The organism is Flavobacterium noncentrifugens (genome assembly GCF_900100375.1).
Lineage (GTDB): Bacteria > Bacteroidota > Bacteroidia > Flavobacteriales > Flavobacteriaceae > Flavobacterium > Flavobacterium noncentrifugens.
Map to the genome: position 1 here is coordinate 175,370 of NZ_FNEZ01000002.1, position 12,769 is coordinate 188,138.

At 39.1% G+C, this 12,769-nt stretch carries 24 protein-coding genes; all 24 read left to right on the top strand.

Going from position 1 to position 12,769, the window contains the following annotated elements; genetic code table 11:
- Positions 1–53 precede the first annotated feature (53 nt).
- On the top strand, positions 54–437 hold the full coding sequence (gene rpsL, locus BLS32_RS05395; protein ID WP_007136570.1) for a 30S ribosomal protein S12: 384 nt from the start codon (positions 54–56) through the stop codon (positions 435–437).
- Positions 438–459: 22 nt separating this feature from the next.
- Positions 460–936, top strand: a complete 477-nt coding sequence (gene rpsG, locus BLS32_RS05400) for a 30S ribosomal protein S7 (RefSeq protein WP_091392698.1) — start codon at positions 460–462, stop codon at positions 934–936.
- Positions 937–945: 9 nt separating this feature from the next.
- Positions 946–3,102 carry an elongation factor G gene (fusA, locus tag BLS32_RS05405; protein WP_091392700.1) on the top strand — a complete coding sequence of 719 codons (2,157 nt, stop codon included), beginning with the start codon at positions 946–948 and terminating at the stop codon, positions 3,100–3,102.
- A 12-nt stretch (positions 3,103–3,114) separates the two neighbouring features.
- Positions 3,115–3,420: a 30S ribosomal protein S10 gene (gene rpsJ, locus BLS32_RS05410; RefSeq protein ID WP_011963470.1), complete on the top strand. Its 306-nt coding sequence runs from the start codon at positions 3,115–3,117 to the stop codon at positions 3,418–3,420.
- 358 nt (positions 3,421–3,778) lie between these two features.
- Positions 3,779–4,396 (top strand): 50S ribosomal protein L3, encoded by a 618-nt coding sequence (gene rplC, locus BLS32_RS05415; RefSeq protein ID WP_091392701.1) that lies wholly within the window; start codon positions 3,779–3,781, stop codon positions 4,394–4,396.
- Positions 4,396–5,025 (top strand): 50S ribosomal protein L4, encoded by a 630-nt coding sequence (gene rplD / locus BLS32_RS05420; protein ID WP_091392703.1) that lies wholly within the window; start codon positions 4,396–4,398, stop codon positions 5,023–5,025. The genes rplC and rplD overlap by 1 nt, the downstream gene beginning before the upstream one ends.
- Positions 5,026–5,032: 7 nt before the next feature.
- Positions 5,033–5,323 (top strand): 50S ribosomal protein L23, encoded by a 291-nt coding sequence (gene rplW, locus BLS32_RS05425; protein ID WP_091392705.1) that lies wholly within the window; start codon positions 5,033–5,035, stop codon positions 5,321–5,323.
- 14 nt (positions 5,324–5,337) lie between these two features.
- Positions 5,338–6,162 carry a 50S ribosomal protein L2 gene (gene rplB / locus BLS32_RS05430; protein ID WP_091392707.1) on the top strand — a complete coding sequence of 275 codons (825 nt, stop codon included), beginning with the start codon at positions 5,338–5,340 and terminating at the stop codon, positions 6,160–6,162.
- A gap of 10 nt (positions 6,163–6,172) precedes the next feature.
- A complete protein-coding gene (rpsS, locus tag BLS32_RS05435) occupies positions 6,173–6,451 on the top strand; it encodes a 30S ribosomal protein S19 (protein WP_014085019.1) in 279 nt (92 codons plus the stop codon).
- Positions 6,452–6,457: 6 nt separating this feature from the next.
- Positions 6,458–6,868 carry a 50S ribosomal protein L22 gene (gene rplV, locus BLS32_RS05440; RefSeq protein ID WP_091392709.1) on the top strand — a complete coding sequence of 137 codons (411 nt, stop codon included), beginning with the start codon at positions 6,458–6,460 and terminating at the stop codon, positions 6,866–6,868.
- 5 nt (positions 6,869–6,873) lie between these two features.
- Positions 6,874–7,656 (top strand): 30S ribosomal protein S3, encoded by a 783-nt coding sequence (gene rpsC, locus BLS32_RS05445; protein ID WP_091392711.1) that lies wholly within the window; start codon positions 6,874–6,876, stop codon positions 7,654–7,656.
- A 20-nt stretch (positions 7,657–7,676) separates the two neighbouring features.
- A complete protein-coding gene (gene rplP / locus BLS32_RS05450; protein WP_007803637.1) occupies positions 7,677–8,102 on the top strand; it encodes a 50S ribosomal protein L16 in 426 nt (141 codons plus the stop codon).
- A 12-nt stretch (positions 8,103–8,114) separates the two neighbouring features.
- Positions 8,115–8,306 (top strand): 50S ribosomal protein L29, encoded by a 192-nt coding sequence (gene rpmC / locus BLS32_RS05455; RefSeq protein WP_091392712.1) that lies wholly within the window; start codon positions 8,115–8,117, stop codon positions 8,304–8,306.
- Between the two features lie 14 nt (positions 8,307–8,320).
- A complete protein-coding gene (rpsQ, locus tag BLS32_RS05460) occupies positions 8,321–8,581 on the top strand; it encodes a 30S ribosomal protein S17 (protein ID WP_091394599.1) in 261 nt (86 codons plus the stop codon).
- 2 nt (positions 8,582–8,583) lie between these two features.
- Positions 8,584–8,952 carry a 50S ribosomal protein L14 gene (rplN, locus tag BLS32_RS05465; protein WP_091392714.1) on the top strand — a complete coding sequence of 123 codons (369 nt, stop codon included), beginning with the start codon at positions 8,584–8,586 and terminating at the stop codon, positions 8,950–8,952.
- Between the two features lie 11 nt (positions 8,953–8,963).
- Positions 8,964–9,278: a 50S ribosomal protein L24 gene (gene rplX, locus BLS32_RS05470; protein ID WP_091392716.1), complete on the top strand. Its 315-nt coding sequence runs from the start codon at positions 8,964–8,966 to the stop codon at positions 9,276–9,278.
- 2 nt (positions 9,279–9,280) lie between these two features.
- Positions 9,281–9,832 carry a 50S ribosomal protein L5 gene (gene rplE, locus BLS32_RS05475; RefSeq protein WP_091392718.1) on the top strand — a complete coding sequence of 184 codons (552 nt, stop codon included), beginning with the start codon at positions 9,281–9,283 and terminating at the stop codon, positions 9,830–9,832.
- A gap of 3 nt (positions 9,833–9,835) precedes the next feature.
- Positions 9,836–10,105, top strand: coding sequence for a 30S ribosomal protein S14 (gene rpsN / locus BLS32_RS05480; RefSeq protein ID WP_091392720.1), 270 nt, complete (start codon positions 9,836–9,838; stop codon positions 10,103–10,105).
- 147 nt (positions 10,106–10,252) lie between these two features.
- Complete coding sequence (gene rpsH, locus BLS32_RS05485) at positions 10,253–10,651, top strand: 30S ribosomal protein S8 (protein WP_091392722.1); 399 nt, start codon at positions 10,253–10,255, stop codon at positions 10,649–10,651.
- Between the two features lie 14 nt (positions 10,652–10,665).
- Positions 10,666–11,208 (top strand): 50S ribosomal protein L6, encoded by a 543-nt coding sequence (rplF, locus tag BLS32_RS05490; protein ID WP_091392723.1) that lies wholly within the window; start codon positions 10,666–10,668, stop codon positions 11,206–11,208.
- Positions 11,209–11,222: 14 nt separating this feature from the next.
- Positions 11,223–11,573: a 50S ribosomal protein L18 gene (rplR, locus tag BLS32_RS05495; protein WP_091392725.1), complete on the top strand. Its 351-nt coding sequence runs from the start codon at positions 11,223–11,225 to the stop codon at positions 11,571–11,573.
- 4 nt (positions 11,574–11,577) lie between these two features.
- Entirely contained in the window at positions 11,578–12,105 is a 528-nt protein-coding gene (gene rpsE, locus BLS32_RS05500; protein WP_091392727.1) for a 30S ribosomal protein S5, read from the top strand.
- Between the two features lie 12 nt (positions 12,106–12,117).
- Positions 12,118–12,300, top strand: a complete 183-nt coding sequence (gene rpmD / locus BLS32_RS05505) for a 50S ribosomal protein L30 (RefSeq protein WP_035637325.1) — start codon at positions 12,118–12,120, stop codon at positions 12,298–12,300.
- 12 nt (positions 12,301–12,312) lie between these two features.
- Positions 12,313–12,765, top strand: a complete 453-nt coding sequence (rplO, locus tag BLS32_RS05510; protein WP_091392729.1) for a 50S ribosomal protein L15 — start codon at positions 12,313–12,315, stop codon at positions 12,763–12,765.
- The last annotated feature ends 4 nt before the right edge of the window (positions 12,766–12,769 follow it).

The following is a 12,769-nucleotide window of genomic DNA, read 5'->3' on the forward strand; positions in this document are numbered from 1 at the left end:
GCAACCCCGTAAAAAGCGGGAAAATCATATATAAGTAATTTTTAGTATTAATTATGCCAACAATTCAACAATTAGTAAGAACTGGAAGAACTCAGATAACTAAGAAGAGTAAATCGGTTGCTTTAGATTCTTGTCCTCAAAGAAGAGGTGTTTGTACGCGTGTTTACACTACAACTCCAAAAAAACCAAACTCAGCGATGCGTAAAGTAGCGCGTGTACGTTTGACCAATGGAAATGAAGTAAATGCTTACATCCCTGGAGAAGGACACAATCTACAAGAGCACTCGATAGTATTAGTTAGGGGTGGAAGGGTTAAAGATTTACCGGGAGTTAGATACCACATCGTTCGTGGTGCGCTTGATACATCAGGTGTAGCAGGAAGAACGCAAAGAAGATCTAAATACGGTGCTAAACGCCCTAAAGAAGCAAAAAAGTAATTTAAACTTTTAAGAAAAAGACATGAGAAAAAGAGCGGCAAAGAAAAGACCACTTTTACCAGATCCGAGGTTTAACGACCAACTGGTAACGCGTTTTGTGAACAACTTAATGTGGGACGGTAAAAAATCAACAGCTTTTAAAGTGTTTTATGATGCTATTGACATCGTAGAAGCAAAAAAGCAAGATGCTGAGAAATCATCATTGGAAATCTGGAAAGATGCATTGACCAACGTGATGCCACACGTAGAAGTACGTAGCAGAAGAGTTGGTGGAGCTACATTTCAAATCCCAATGCAAATCAGACCAGACAGAAAGATCTCTATGGCAATGAAATGGATGATCCTTTATGCAAGAAGAAGAAATGAGAAATCTATGGCTCAAAAACTAGCCTCTGAAGTTTTAGCTGCGGCTAAAGAAGAAGGTGCTGCTGTTAAAAAGAGAATGGATACTCATAAAATGGCTGAAGCAAATAAAGCATTCTCTCACTTTAGATTTTAATCATAAGAAATGGCAAGAGATTTAAAATATACAAGAAACATTGGAATCGCTGCTCACATTGATGCCGGTAAAACGACAACAACAGAGCGCATCCTTTTTTATACTGGTAAATCACACAAAATTGGTGAAGTACATGATGGTGCTGCAACAATGGACTGGATGGCACAGGAGCAGGAGCGTGGTATTACCATTACTTCGGCTGCAACAACTTGTGAGTGGAATTTTCCAACAGAGCAAGGTAAAGTTTTGCCAAACACGCTTCCTTACCACTTTAACATTATCGATACTCCCGGACACGTAGATTTTACCGTAGAGGTAAACCGTTCACTTCGTGTACTTGATGGTCTTGTTTTCTTGTTTTCTGCAGTTGATGGTGTTGAGCCACAATCAGAAACCAACTGGAGACTTGCAGATCAGTACAGAGTGCCACGTATGGGATTCGTAAACAAAATGGACCGTCAGGGTTCTAACTTTTTAGGCGTATGCCAGCAAGTTAGAGACATGCTAAAATCAAACGCTGTTGCGATCACTTTGCCAATTGGTGAAGAAAATGATTTCAAAGGGGTTGTGGATTTGGTTAAAAACCAAGCGATCATTTGGCATGACGAAACTTTAGGGGCTACATTCGATATTGTGCCGATTCCTGAAGACATGCTTGCAGAAGTGAAAGAATACAGAGACATCCTTATTGAAGCTGTTGCCGATTACGACGAAAACCTGCTTGACAAATACATGGAAGATCCGGATTCTATTACAGAAGAAGAGATCAACGTAGCGCTTAGGGCTGCAACCATGGATATGGCTATCATCCCGATGATCGCCGGATCTTCATTTAAAAACAAAGGAGTTCAATTTATGTTGGACGCGGTTTGTAAATATTTGCCTTCTCCAATGGACAAAGAAGGTATCGAAGGAATTCATCCTGATGATGCTGAATTGTTGGAAGAAGACCAGACAAAAATCTTACGTAAACCAGACGTTAAAGAGCCGTTCGCTGCTTTGGCATTTAAAATTGCTACTGACCCATTCGTAGGTCGTTTGGCTTTCTTCCGTGCTTATTCAGGTCGTCTTGATGCAGGTTCTTACGTATTGAACACGCGTTCTGGAAACAAAGAAAGAATTTCCCGTATCTACCAGATGCACGCAAACAAACAAAACCCAATTGATTATATCGAGGCTGGTGATATTGGAGCGGCTGTTGGATTTAAAGATATCAAAACAGGAGATACATTGTGTGATGAAAAACACCCGATTATCCTTGAATCAATGAAATTCCCTGCGCCGGTAATTGGTATCGCTATCGAACCAAAAACAAAAGCAGACGTTGATAAAATGGGTATGGCTTTGGCTAAATTGGCTGAAGAAGATCCAACATTTACGGTTAGAACTGACGAAGCTTCAGGTCAAACGATCATTTCAGGTATGGGTGAGTTGCACTTAGACATCCTTGTAGACCGTATGAAACGTGAATTCAAAGTAGAGGTAAACCAAGGTGAGCCGCAGGTTGAATACAAAGAAGCTTTTACAAAATCTGCACAGCACAGAGAAACTTACAAAAAACAATCAGGTGGTCGTGGTAAATTCGGTGATATCGTATTTAGACTGGAGCCAGCAGATGAAGTTGACGGTAAAGTTCCTGTAGGATTGCAGTTTGTCAATGCAGTAAAAGGTGGTAACGTTCCTAAGGAATACATTCCATCTGTAGAAAAAGGTTTCAGAGAAGCGATGAAACTTGGGCCATTAGCTGGTTACCAAGTGGATAGTTTGAAAGTAACTTTATTGGACGGATCTTTCCACCCGGTCGATTCTGACGCACTCTCTTTTGAGCTCGCAGCAAGAATGGGTTACAGAGAAGTTGCTAAAGCTGCTGGAGCGATCATCCTTGAGCCAATCATGAAAATGGAAGTGATTACACCGGAAGAAAACATGGGAGATATCGTTGGTGACATCAACCGTCGTCGCGGACAGGTGAATGATATGGGAGACAGAAACGGTGCTAAAACGATTAAAGCGGATGTGCCATTGTCTGAAATGTTCGGATATGTAACTACATTAAGAACATTGTCATCAGGTAGAGCCACTTCAACCATGGAGTTCTCTCACTATGCTGAAACACCTTCAAACATATCTGAAGCGGTAATCAAAAAAGCAAAAGGTAACGCCTAATTCTAAAAGAAAATGAGTCAAAAAATCAGAATAAAATTGAAATCTTACGATCACATGCTGGTAGATAAATCAGCAGAGAAAATCGTAAAAACTGTAAAAAGCACCGGAGCTGTGGTTACTGGCCCGATTCCGTTGCCAACGCACAAAAAATTGTTTACCGTATTGCGTTCTCCGCACGTAAACAAAAAAGCACGTGAGCAATTCGAAGTCATGTCATACAAGCGATTGATCGACATTTACTCTTCATCATCAAAAACGATTGATGCGTTGATGAAATTGGAATTGCCTAGCGGTGTAGAAGTAGAAATTAAAGTGTGATTTTATCATATTTTGTACAAAAAAGCGAGACAGAAATGTTTCGCTTTTTTTATTGTTTGCAATTGAGTTTTCCGAAAAATATCTCTAAACGAATTTTATTGTAAAGCCTTTAATAATGCGGTTTCCGAATGGTTTTCTATTGCTGGAATATTTTATTCTTATTAAAGAAACGAGCTGTTTTATTGGTAGCTGTAATCTTTGAAAATGTTTGGTTTTTCGTTAGAATGTAATAATCAGCCATTTAATTCTTTTTTGGGTTTGGAATATCCAATTTTAATATATACTTTTGCACTCCCTGTTTGGAAACTTCTGTTGTTTTCAAATTGAAGGGAATTTTAGTAATCATTAATTAATATTTATGTCTGGGTTAATTGGTAGAAAAATCGGCATGACAAGCATCTTTGACGAGAACGGGAAAAATATTCCTTGTACCGTGATTGAAGCTGGTCCATGCGTTGTTACCCAAGTCAGAACCAAAGGTGTTGACGGGTACGAAGCGTTGCAACTTGGTTTCGATGACAAAAACGAGAAACACTCCACGCAAGCGGCCGTAGGTCACTTCAAAAAAGCGGGAACTGTTGCTAAGAAAAAAGTCGTTGAATTCCAAGATTTCGCAACTGAGCAAAAATTAGGAGACATCATTGATGTGTCTGTATTTGCAGAAGGAGAATTTGTAGATGTACAAGGTGTATCTAAAGGTAAAGGTTTCCAGGGTGTTGTTAAACGTCACGGTTTTGGTGGTGTTGGACAAGCGACTCATGGTCAGCACAACCGTTTAAGAGCACCGGGTTCGGTAGGAGCTTCATCTTATCCGTCACGTGTATTCAAAGGAATGCGCATGGCTGGAAGAATGGGTGGAGATAATGTAAAAGTACAAAACCTTAGAGTTTTAAAAGTAGTGGCTGAAAAGAACCTGCTTTTGGTAAAAGGATGCGTTCCTGGACACAATAACTCTTATGTAATCATTCAGAAGTAATGGAAGTAAAAGTTTTAAATAGCACCGGAAAAGAAACTGGCAGATCGATCACTCTATCTGATTCAGTATTTGGAATCGAGCCAAACAACCACGCGGTTTACTTAGATGTAAAGCAGTATTTGGCCAACCAAAGACAAGGTACGCACAAAGCTAAGGAAAGAGCTGAAGTTGCGGGATCTACACGTAAGATCAAAAAACAAAAAGGTACAGGTACAGCCCGTGCCGGTAGTGCAAAGAACCCTTTGTTTAAAGGTGGAGGTACTGTTTTCGGACCAAGACCAAGAAGCTACTCGTTCAAATTGAACAAAAGCTTGAAACGTTTGGCAAGAAAATCAGCTTTTTCAATCAAAGCAAAAGAGTCCAATATCATCGTGCTTGAGGATTTTCAATTCGACGCACCAAACACTAAAAACTTCATTAATGTTTTGAAAGCTTTGGGGTTAGAGAATAAAAAATCATTATTCGTGTTGGGTGATTCAAATAAAAATGTATATTTGTCCTCACGCAATTTAAAAGCTTCTAACGTTGTAAGTAGCTCAGAATTAAGTACTTACGCCATTCTTAACGCTAATAATTTAGTGCTTTTGGAAGGTTCTTTAGAAGGAATTGAAGAAAATTTAAGCAAATAATAGGAATATGAGCATCATAATTAAACCTATAGTAACTGAAAAAGTAACCAAAGAAAGTGAAGTTTTAAACCGTTTCGGATTCGTGGTTGACAAAAAAGCAAACAAAGTACAAATTAAGAAAGCTGTTGAAGCTGCTTACGGAGTAACGATTGTTTCTGTCAATACGATGAACGTAAGACCGGACAGAACAACTAAATACACTAAAAGTGGTTTGATCAGTGGAAAGTCTAACGCTTACAAAAAAGCGATTGTACAAGTACAAGCAGGAGAAACAATAGATTTCTATAATAATATCTAAATCAAGGCAGAAACATGTCAGTTAGAAAATTAAAACCTATTACCCCGGGTCAGCGATTTAGAGTTGTGAATAGTTTTGACGCTATTACAACTGATAAGCCGGAACGCTCTTTGATAGCGCCGATAAAAAACTCTGGAGGTAGAAATAGTCAAGGAAAGATGACCATGCGTTATACGGGTGGTGGTCACAAACAAAGGTATCGTATCATCGATTTCAAAAGAACTAAAGACGGAATTCCGGCTACAGTGAAATCAATCGAGTATGACCCGAATCGTACAGCGTTCATCGCGCTTCTGTGGTATGCAGATGGTGAGAAAACGTATGTAATTGCTCAAAACGGATTGCAGGTTGGTCAGAAATTAGTTTCTGGTGCTGACTCTCAACCAGAAATTGGTAACACTTTACCATTGAGTAAAATCCCATTGGGAACCGTAATCTCTTGTATCGAATTGCGTCCAGGACAAGGAGCTGTTATTGCTCGTTCTGCCGGAACATTCGCACAGTTAATGGCAAGAGACGGAAAATATGCTACTATCAAAATGCCTTCTGGAGAAACAAGATTGATCTTGTTGACTTGTTCGGCTACTATTGGAGCAGTTTCTAATTCAGATCACCAATTGATCGTATCTGGTAAAGCAGGTAGAACAAGATGGTTAGGAAGAAGACCTAGAACAAGACCAGTTGCAATGAACCCTGTTGATCACCCGATGGGTGGTGGTGAAGGCCGTTCTTCAGGTGGACATCCACGTTCAAGAAAAGGTATTCCGGCAAAAGGTTATAGAACTCGTTCTAAAGTGAACCCGAGCAACAAGTATATTGTAGAACGTAGAAAGAAATAATTAGATAGACATGGCACGTTCATTAAAAAAAGGACCTTTTGTTCACTATAAATTAGATAAAAAAGTTCAGGAAAATATCGAGAAAGGTAATAAAGGAGTAGTAAAGACTTGGTCTCGCGCTTCTATGATTACTCCGGATTTTGTTGGACAAACTATCGCAGTTCACAATGGTCGTCAGTTTGTACCGGTTTACGTAACAGAAAACATGGTAGGTCACAAATTAGGAGAATTTTCACCAACAAGATCTTTTAGAGGTCACGCTGGAGCAAAAAATAAAGGTAAAAAATAAGAAGCAATGGGAGTTCGTAAAAGAGAAAGAGCAGAAGGCATCAAAGAAGCTAACAAGCAGATTGCTTTCGCAAAGTTGAATAACTGCCCTACTTCACCTAGAAAAATGCGTTTAGTAGCAGACTTGGTAAGAGGTCAGAAAGTGGAAAGAGCTTTGAATATTTTAAGATTCAGCTCAAAAGAAGCTTCAAGAAAATTAGAGAAATTGGTATTGTCTGCAATCAACAATTGGGAGCAGAAAAATGCCGATGGAAATGTTTCTGAAGCAGGCTTATTTGTTAAAGAGATCAGAGTAGACGGCGGAATGATGTTGAAAAGACTTCGTCCGGCTCCACAAGGTCGCGCACACAGAATCAGAAAACGTTCTAACCACGTAACAATCGTGCTTGGAGATAACAATAACACACAAAGCAATTAATTAAGATGGGACAAAAGACAAATCCAATTGGAAACAGACTTGGGATCATCAGAGGTTGGGATTCTAACTGGTATGGTGGAAATGATTACGGTGACAAAATCGCCGAAGATTATAAAATCAGAAAGTACATCCACGCCCGTTTATCAAAAGCTAGTGTATCGAAAGTAATTATCGAGAGAACTTTAAAACTTGTAACCGTTACTATCACTACTGCAAGACCTGGTATCATTATCGGAAAAGGCGGACAAGAGGTAGACAAGTTGAAAGAAGAACTTAAGAAAGTTACCGACAAAGAGGTTCAAATCAACATCTTTGAAATCAAAAGACCTGAGCTTGATGCTTATCTAGTTGCGACTAGCATTGCACGTCAGATCGAAAGCCGTATTTCTTACAGAAGAGCAATCAAAATGGCTATTGCTGCCTCGATGCGTATGAACGCAGAAGGTATCAAAGTTTTGATCTCTGGTCGTTTGAATGGTGCTGAGATGGCGCGTTCAGAAGGTTTCAAAGAAGGACGTATTCCTCTATCAACTTTCAGAGCCGATATTGATTACGCACTTGCTGAAGCTCACACTACTTACGGTAGAATGGGTATCAAAGTGTGGATCATGAAAGGTGAAGTTTACGGAAAGAGAGATCTTTCTCCACTTGTAGGAATGGATAAAAAACAATCCGGAACTGGCGGTGGTGGTAAAGGTGGCGATGCTCCAAGAGGAGACCGCAAACCTTTCAACAAAGACAGAAAACCTGGTGGAGATCGCCCTGGTGGAGACCGTAAAAGAAAGTAAACTTTTTAAAGTAAAGAAAAATGTTACAACCTAAAAGAACAAAATACCGAAAAGTACAAAAAGGTAAGATGAAAGGGAACTCTCAAAGAGGGCATGAACTTTCTAACGGAATGTTCGGAATCAAATCTGTACACGAAGATGGTATGTTTTTGACGTCTCGTCAAATTGAAGCTGCACGTATTGCTGCAACACGTTTCATGAAAAGAGAGGGTCAATTATGGATCAAAATTTTCCCAGACAAGCCTATCACCAAAAAACCTCTTGAGGTACGTATGGGTAAAGGTAAAGGAGCCGTTGAATATTGGGCTGCTGTTGTTAAACCAGGGAGAATTATGTTTGAAGTTGGAGGAGTTCCTTTGTCAGTTGCAAAAGAGGCCTTGCGTCTTGCAGCCCAAAAACTTCCGGTGAAAACTAAATTCGTCGTTGCTAGAGATTTCGAAGCATAATTTATATTTATTATGAAACAATCAGAAATAAAAGATCTTTCTGTAGCAGAGTTGCAGGAAAAACTGAGCCAGACTCAGAAAACGTACAATGACCTGAAAATGGCTCATTCCCTTTCTCCAATCGAGAATCCATTACAGATCAGAACTGTAAGGAGAGCCGTAGCGAGAATCGCAACAGAGATCAGCAAAAGAGAATTACAATAATGGATTCTGCTAAAATGGAAGATAAAAGAAATTTAAGAAAAGAAAGAATAGGTGTAGTAACCTCTAACAAAATGGACAAGTCTATTGTTGTGGCGCAGGTAACTAGAGTAAAACACCCGTTATACGGTAAGTTCGTGTTGAAAACTAAAAAGTATCACGCACACGACGAAACAAACGACTGCAACATCGGTGACACCGTACGTATCTCTGAGACACGTCCCTTGTCAAAAACCAAATGTTGGAGATTAGTTGAAATCATTGAAAGAGCTAAGTAATTATGGTACAACAGGAATCAAGATTAAAAGTAGCAGACAACACGGGAGCAAAAGAAGTTTTGACTATTCGTGTGCTTGGAGGAACGAAACGTCGTTATGCCTCTGTTGGAGATAAAATTGTAGTTTCAATCAAAGATGCAGCACCTAACGGAAGCGTTAAAAAAGGAGCTGTTTCAACTGCAGTTGTTGTACGTACCAAAAAAGAAGTGAGAAGAGCCGATGGTTCTTACATCCGTTTCGACGACAATGCCTGTGTTCTTTTGAACGCGGCTGGCGAAATGAGAGGAACACGTGTTTTTGGTCCGGTTGCAAGAGAACTTCGTGAAAAACAATTCATGAAAATTGTATCATTAGCACCAGAAGTGCTTTAATTATTTGCAAGATGATAAAGCTAAAAATAAAATCAGGTGACGTAGTAAGAGTGATCGCAGGCGACCATAAAGGTGCTGAAGGTAAAGTTTTACGCGTATACAAAGAGAAAAACAAAGCGGTCGTTGAAGGCGTAAACATGGTATCGAAACATACGAAACCAAGTGCTAAAAGCCCACAAGGCGGAATCGTTAAGAAAGAAGCTCCTATTCACATTTCAAACATCTCGTTGATTGACCCTAAGTCAAAAGAAACAACAAGAGTTGGTGTGAAAACGGAAGGAGATAAGAAAGTAAGATTTTCAAAAAAATCTAATCAAGTACTATAGTGATGGCATATACACCTAGACTAAAAGAAGAATATAAGGGCAGAGTCGTTTCTGCACTTAAAGAAGAATTCGGTTACAAAAACGTAATGCAGGTTCCAAAATTGGAGAAAATCGTTTTGAGTAAAGGAGTTGGTGCAGCAGTATCAGATAAGAAATTAATTGATTATGCTGTAGATGAGTTGACAAAGATCACTGGTCAAAAAGCAATTTCTACAATCTCTAAGAAAGACGTTGCGTCGTTCAAATTGAGAAAGGGAATGCCGATTGGTGCTAAAGTAACATTGCGTGGCGAAAGAATGTACGAATTCTTAGACCGTTTGATTACTTCAGCTTTGCCACGTGTTAGAGATTTCTCTGGAATCAAAGCTACAGGTTTTGACGGAAGAGGAAACTACAACCTTGGTGTTTTGGAACAAATCATTTTCCCTGAAATTGATATTGACAAAGTGAACAAAATCTCCGGAATGGACATCACTTTTGTTACGACTGCAAAAACAGATCAGGAAGCGAAGTCATTATTAACTGAATTGGGTTTACCTTTTAAAAAGAACTAAGACATGGCTAAAGAATCAATGAAAGCCCGTGAGGTGAAAAGAGAAAAAACGGTAGCAAAATATGCTGAGAAAAGAAAAGCTTTGTTAGAAGCTGGAGATTTCGTAGGTTTGCAAAAATTACCGAAAAACGCTTCTCCGGTTCGTATGCACAATCGTTGCAAATTAACAGGCAGACCAAGAGGTTACATGCGTCAGTTTGGTATTTCACGTGTTACATTCCGTGAGATGGCAAACAACGGTTTGATCCCAGGTGTGAAGAAAGCCAGCTGGTAAAAAAGTTTAAATTTGATATTTTAATTGTAAGAAATTACTTCTTATATGAATAAATCTCAAACTTTAACAAATTAAATTGTATAAATTGGTTACAGGTTCGGCATAAAATTACTTTATGCCGAAAACCGTTTCCGCAAATCCATAATTATGTATACAGATCCAATCGCGGATTATTTAACAAGGGTTAGAAATGCAGTGGCTGCCAACCATAAAGTGGTTGAAATTCCTGCTTCTAACATGAAGAAAGAAATCACCAAGATTTTATTCGACCAAGGGTACATCCTGAGTTACAAATTTGAGGACAATGCTGTGCAGGGTTCTATCAAAATCGCTTTGAAGTATGACAAAGATACTAAAGAGCCTGTAATCAAAGATATCCAAAGAATTAGTAAACCAGGTCTACGTAAGTATTCAGGTTCTTCGACAATTCCACGTATCCTTAACGGATTGGGAATTGCAATTGTTTCCACTTCAAAAGGTTTGATGACAGGAAAACAAGCCAAACAACTTAACGTTGGTGGTGAAGTAATTTGTTACGTATACTAATAAACTATTAAGAGATGTCAAGAATAGGAAAAAATCCCGTAACAATACTTGAAGGCGTAACTGTTTCAGTTGCCGACAATTTGATTACAGTAAAAGGAAAATTAGGTCAGCTTACTCAGGAATATTCTGATGTAACTGTGACGGTTGATGGAAATCAGGTTCAGGTGGAAAGATCTTCGGATCATAAAGACCAAAGAGCAAAACACGGTTTATACAGGTCTTTGATCAACAACATGATCGTAGGGGTGTCAACAGGTTTTACTAAAGAACTTGAATTGGTTGGAGTAGGTTACAGAGCTTCAAACCAAGGTCAGAAATTAGATTTGGCTCTTGGGTTTTCTCACAATATTGTTTTAGAAGTGGCTCCGGAAGTAGTTCTGGAAACGATTTCTGAAAAAGGTAAGAATCCAATCGTGAAATTAACATCATTTGACAAACAACTTTTAGGAGCTGTTGCTGCGAAAATCAGAGGTTTCCGCAGACCAGAACCATACAAAGGAAAAGGTGTTAAATTCGTAGGAGAAGTATTAAGAAGAAAAGCCGGTAAATCCGCTTAAAAAATAGTAAGATTATGTCATTAACAAAATCTGAGAGAAGACAGAGAATTAAATTCAGAATCAGAAAGATCGTTAGCGGAACTGCTGCTAAACCAAGACTTTCTGTTTTTAGAAGTAATAAAGAGATCTACGCACAACTAATTGATGATGTGAATGGAGTAACTTTATTAGCTGCATCTTCGAGAGAAAAAGAAGTAAGTAAAGGTACTAATGTAGAAACAGCAACTGCAGTTGGAAAACTGATCGCTGAAAAAGCATTAAAAGCCGGTTTGGAAGCAGTAACCTTCGACAGAGGCGGTTACTTATACCACGGCCGTATTCAATCATTAGCAGAAGGCGCGAGAGCGGCTGGGCTTAAATTCTAATAATATGTCTAATAGTAAATACAAAAACGTAGAGTTGGTAAAGCCTAGTGGTCTTGAATTAAAAGACCGTCTGGTAAGTGTCAATCGTGTTACTAAAGTTACAAAAGGTGGTAGAGCTTTCGGTTTTTCTGCAATTGTAGTCGTAGGTGATGAAAATGGAGTAGTGGGTCACGGTTTAGGGAAATCTAAAGACGTTTCTGAAGCAATCGCAAAAGCGGTGGAAGATGCCAAGAAAAATCTTGTAAAGATTCCTTTGAGCGGACAATCTGTTCCTCACGAACAAAAAGGAAAATTTGGTGGTGCACGTGTATTCTTAATTCCTGCGTCTCATGGTACAGGAGTTATCGCTGGTGGAGCTGTTCGTTCGGTTCTTGAATCAGTAGGAATTCACGACGTATTGTCAAAATCACAAGGATCGTCTAACCCTCACAACGTGGTAAAAGCAACTTTCGATGCTTTGCTGCAAATGAGAAGCGCTTATACTGTTGCAAAACAAAGAGGTGTTTCTTTAGAGAAAGTTTTTAAAGGTTAATAACAGGAAATTATGGCTAAATTATTAGTAAAACAAGTAAGAAGCAAAATCAACTGTCCGCTTACACAAAAAAGAGGACTTGAAGCTTTAGGTCTCCGTAAAATGGGACAAGTTGTCGAGCATGAGTCAAATCCTGCTATCCTTGGGATGATAAACAAAGTTAAACACTTGGTTTCTGTAGAAGAAGCTAAATAACAAATACAAGTGATGAATTTAAGTAACTTACAACCTGCTGAAGGTTCTACGCACAATCAGAATAAAAGATTAGGCCGTGGTGAAGGTTCCGGTAAAGGTGGTACTTCTGCAAGAGGACACAAAGGAGCGAAATCGCGTTCTGGTTATTCTAAAAAGATTGGTTTTGAAGGTGGGCAAATGCCGCTTCAAAGACGTGTGCCTAAGTTTGGTTTCACGAACATCAACCGTAAAGATTATGAAGGTGTTAACCTTGATACGCTTCAGTTGTTGGTGGATAACGGAATTGTAACGGATGCTGTCGATATGACAACTTACGTAGCAAACCGTTTGGCTACCAAAAATGAAATCGTTAAGATCTTAGGTCGTGGCGAATTGAAAGCAAAATTAAAGGTAACCGCTCACAAATTTACTGCGACTGCAAAAGCAGCTATTGAAGCTGCCGGTGGAGAAGCTGTAACATTATAATTTT

What these genes read in the sequence shown, in the direction of transcription:
- rpsL (WP_007136570.1), top strand. Translation starts at nt 54, where the DNA reads ATGCCAACAATTCAACAATTAGTAAGAACTGGAAGAACTCAGATAACT.
- rpsG (WP_091392698.1), top strand. Translation starts at nt 460, where the DNA reads ATGAGAAAAAGAGCGGCAAAGAAAAGACCACTTTTACCAGATCCGAGG.
- fusA (WP_091392700.1), top strand. Translation starts at nt 946, where the DNA reads ATGGCAAGAGATTTAAAATATACAAGAAACATTGGAATCGCTGCTCAC.
- rpsJ (WP_011963470.1), top strand. Translation starts at nt 3,115, where the DNA reads ATGAGTCAAAAAATCAGAATAAAATTGAAATCTTACGATCACATGCTG.
- rplC (WP_091392701.1), top strand. Translation starts at nt 3,779, where the DNA reads ATGTCTGGGTTAATTGGTAGAAAAATCGGCATGACAAGCATCTTTGAC.
- rplD (WP_091392703.1), top strand. Translation starts at nt 4,396, where the DNA reads ATGGAAGTAAAAGTTTTAAATAGCACCGGAAAAGAAACTGGCAGATCG.
- rplW (WP_091392705.1), top strand. Translation starts at nt 5,033, where the DNA reads ATGAGCATCATAATTAAACCTATAGTAACTGAAAAAGTAACCAAAGAA.
- rplB (WP_091392707.1), top strand. Translation starts at nt 5,338, where the DNA reads ATGTCAGTTAGAAAATTAAAACCTATTACCCCGGGTCAGCGATTTAGA.
- rpsS (WP_014085019.1), top strand. Translation starts at nt 6,173, where the DNA reads ATGGCACGTTCATTAAAAAAAGGACCTTTTGTTCACTATAAATTAGAT.
- rplV (WP_091392709.1), top strand. Translation starts at nt 6,458, where the DNA reads ATGGGAGTTCGTAAAAGAGAAAGAGCAGAAGGCATCAAAGAAGCTAAC.
- rpsC (WP_091392711.1), top strand. Translation starts at nt 6,874, where the DNA reads ATGGGACAAAAGACAAATCCAATTGGAAACAGACTTGGGATCATCAGA.
- rplP (WP_007803637.1), top strand. Translation starts at nt 7,677, where the DNA reads ATGTTACAACCTAAAAGAACAAAATACCGAAAAGTACAAAAAGGTAAG.
- rpmC (WP_091392712.1), top strand. Translation starts at nt 8,115, where the DNA reads ATGAAACAATCAGAAATAAAAGATCTTTCTGTAGCAGAGTTGCAGGAA.
- rpsQ (WP_091394599.1), top strand. Translation starts at nt 8,321, where the DNA reads ATGGAAGATAAAAGAAATTTAAGAAAAGAAAGAATAGGTGTAGTAACC.
- rplN (WP_091392714.1), top strand. Translation starts at nt 8,584, where the DNA reads ATGGTACAACAGGAATCAAGATTAAAAGTAGCAGACAACACGGGAGCA.
- rplX (WP_091392716.1), top strand. Translation starts at nt 8,964, where the DNA reads ATGATAAAGCTAAAAATAAAATCAGGTGACGTAGTAAGAGTGATCGCA.
- rplE (WP_091392718.1), top strand. Translation starts at nt 9,281, where the DNA reads ATGGCATATACACCTAGACTAAAAGAAGAATATAAGGGCAGAGTCGTT.
- rpsN (WP_091392720.1), top strand. Translation starts at nt 9,836, where the DNA reads ATGGCTAAAGAATCAATGAAAGCCCGTGAGGTGAAAAGAGAAAAAACG.
- rpsH (WP_091392722.1), top strand. Translation starts at nt 10,253, where the DNA reads ATGTATACAGATCCAATCGCGGATTATTTAACAAGGGTTAGAAATGCA.
- rplF (WP_091392723.1), top strand. Translation starts at nt 10,666, where the DNA reads ATGTCAAGAATAGGAAAAAATCCCGTAACAATACTTGAAGGCGTAACT.
- rplR (WP_091392725.1), top strand. Translation starts at nt 11,223, where the DNA reads ATGTCATTAACAAAATCTGAGAGAAGACAGAGAATTAAATTCAGAATC.
- rpsE (WP_091392727.1), top strand. Translation starts at nt 11,578, where the DNA reads ATGTCTAATAGTAAATACAAAAACGTAGAGTTGGTAAAGCCTAGTGGT.
- rpmD (WP_035637325.1), top strand. Translation starts at nt 12,118, where the DNA reads ATGGCTAAATTATTAGTAAAACAAGTAAGAAGCAAAATCAACTGTCCG.
- rplO (WP_091392729.1), top strand. Translation starts at nt 12,313, where the DNA reads ATGAATTTAAGTAACTTACAACCTGCTGAAGGTTCTACGCACAATCAG.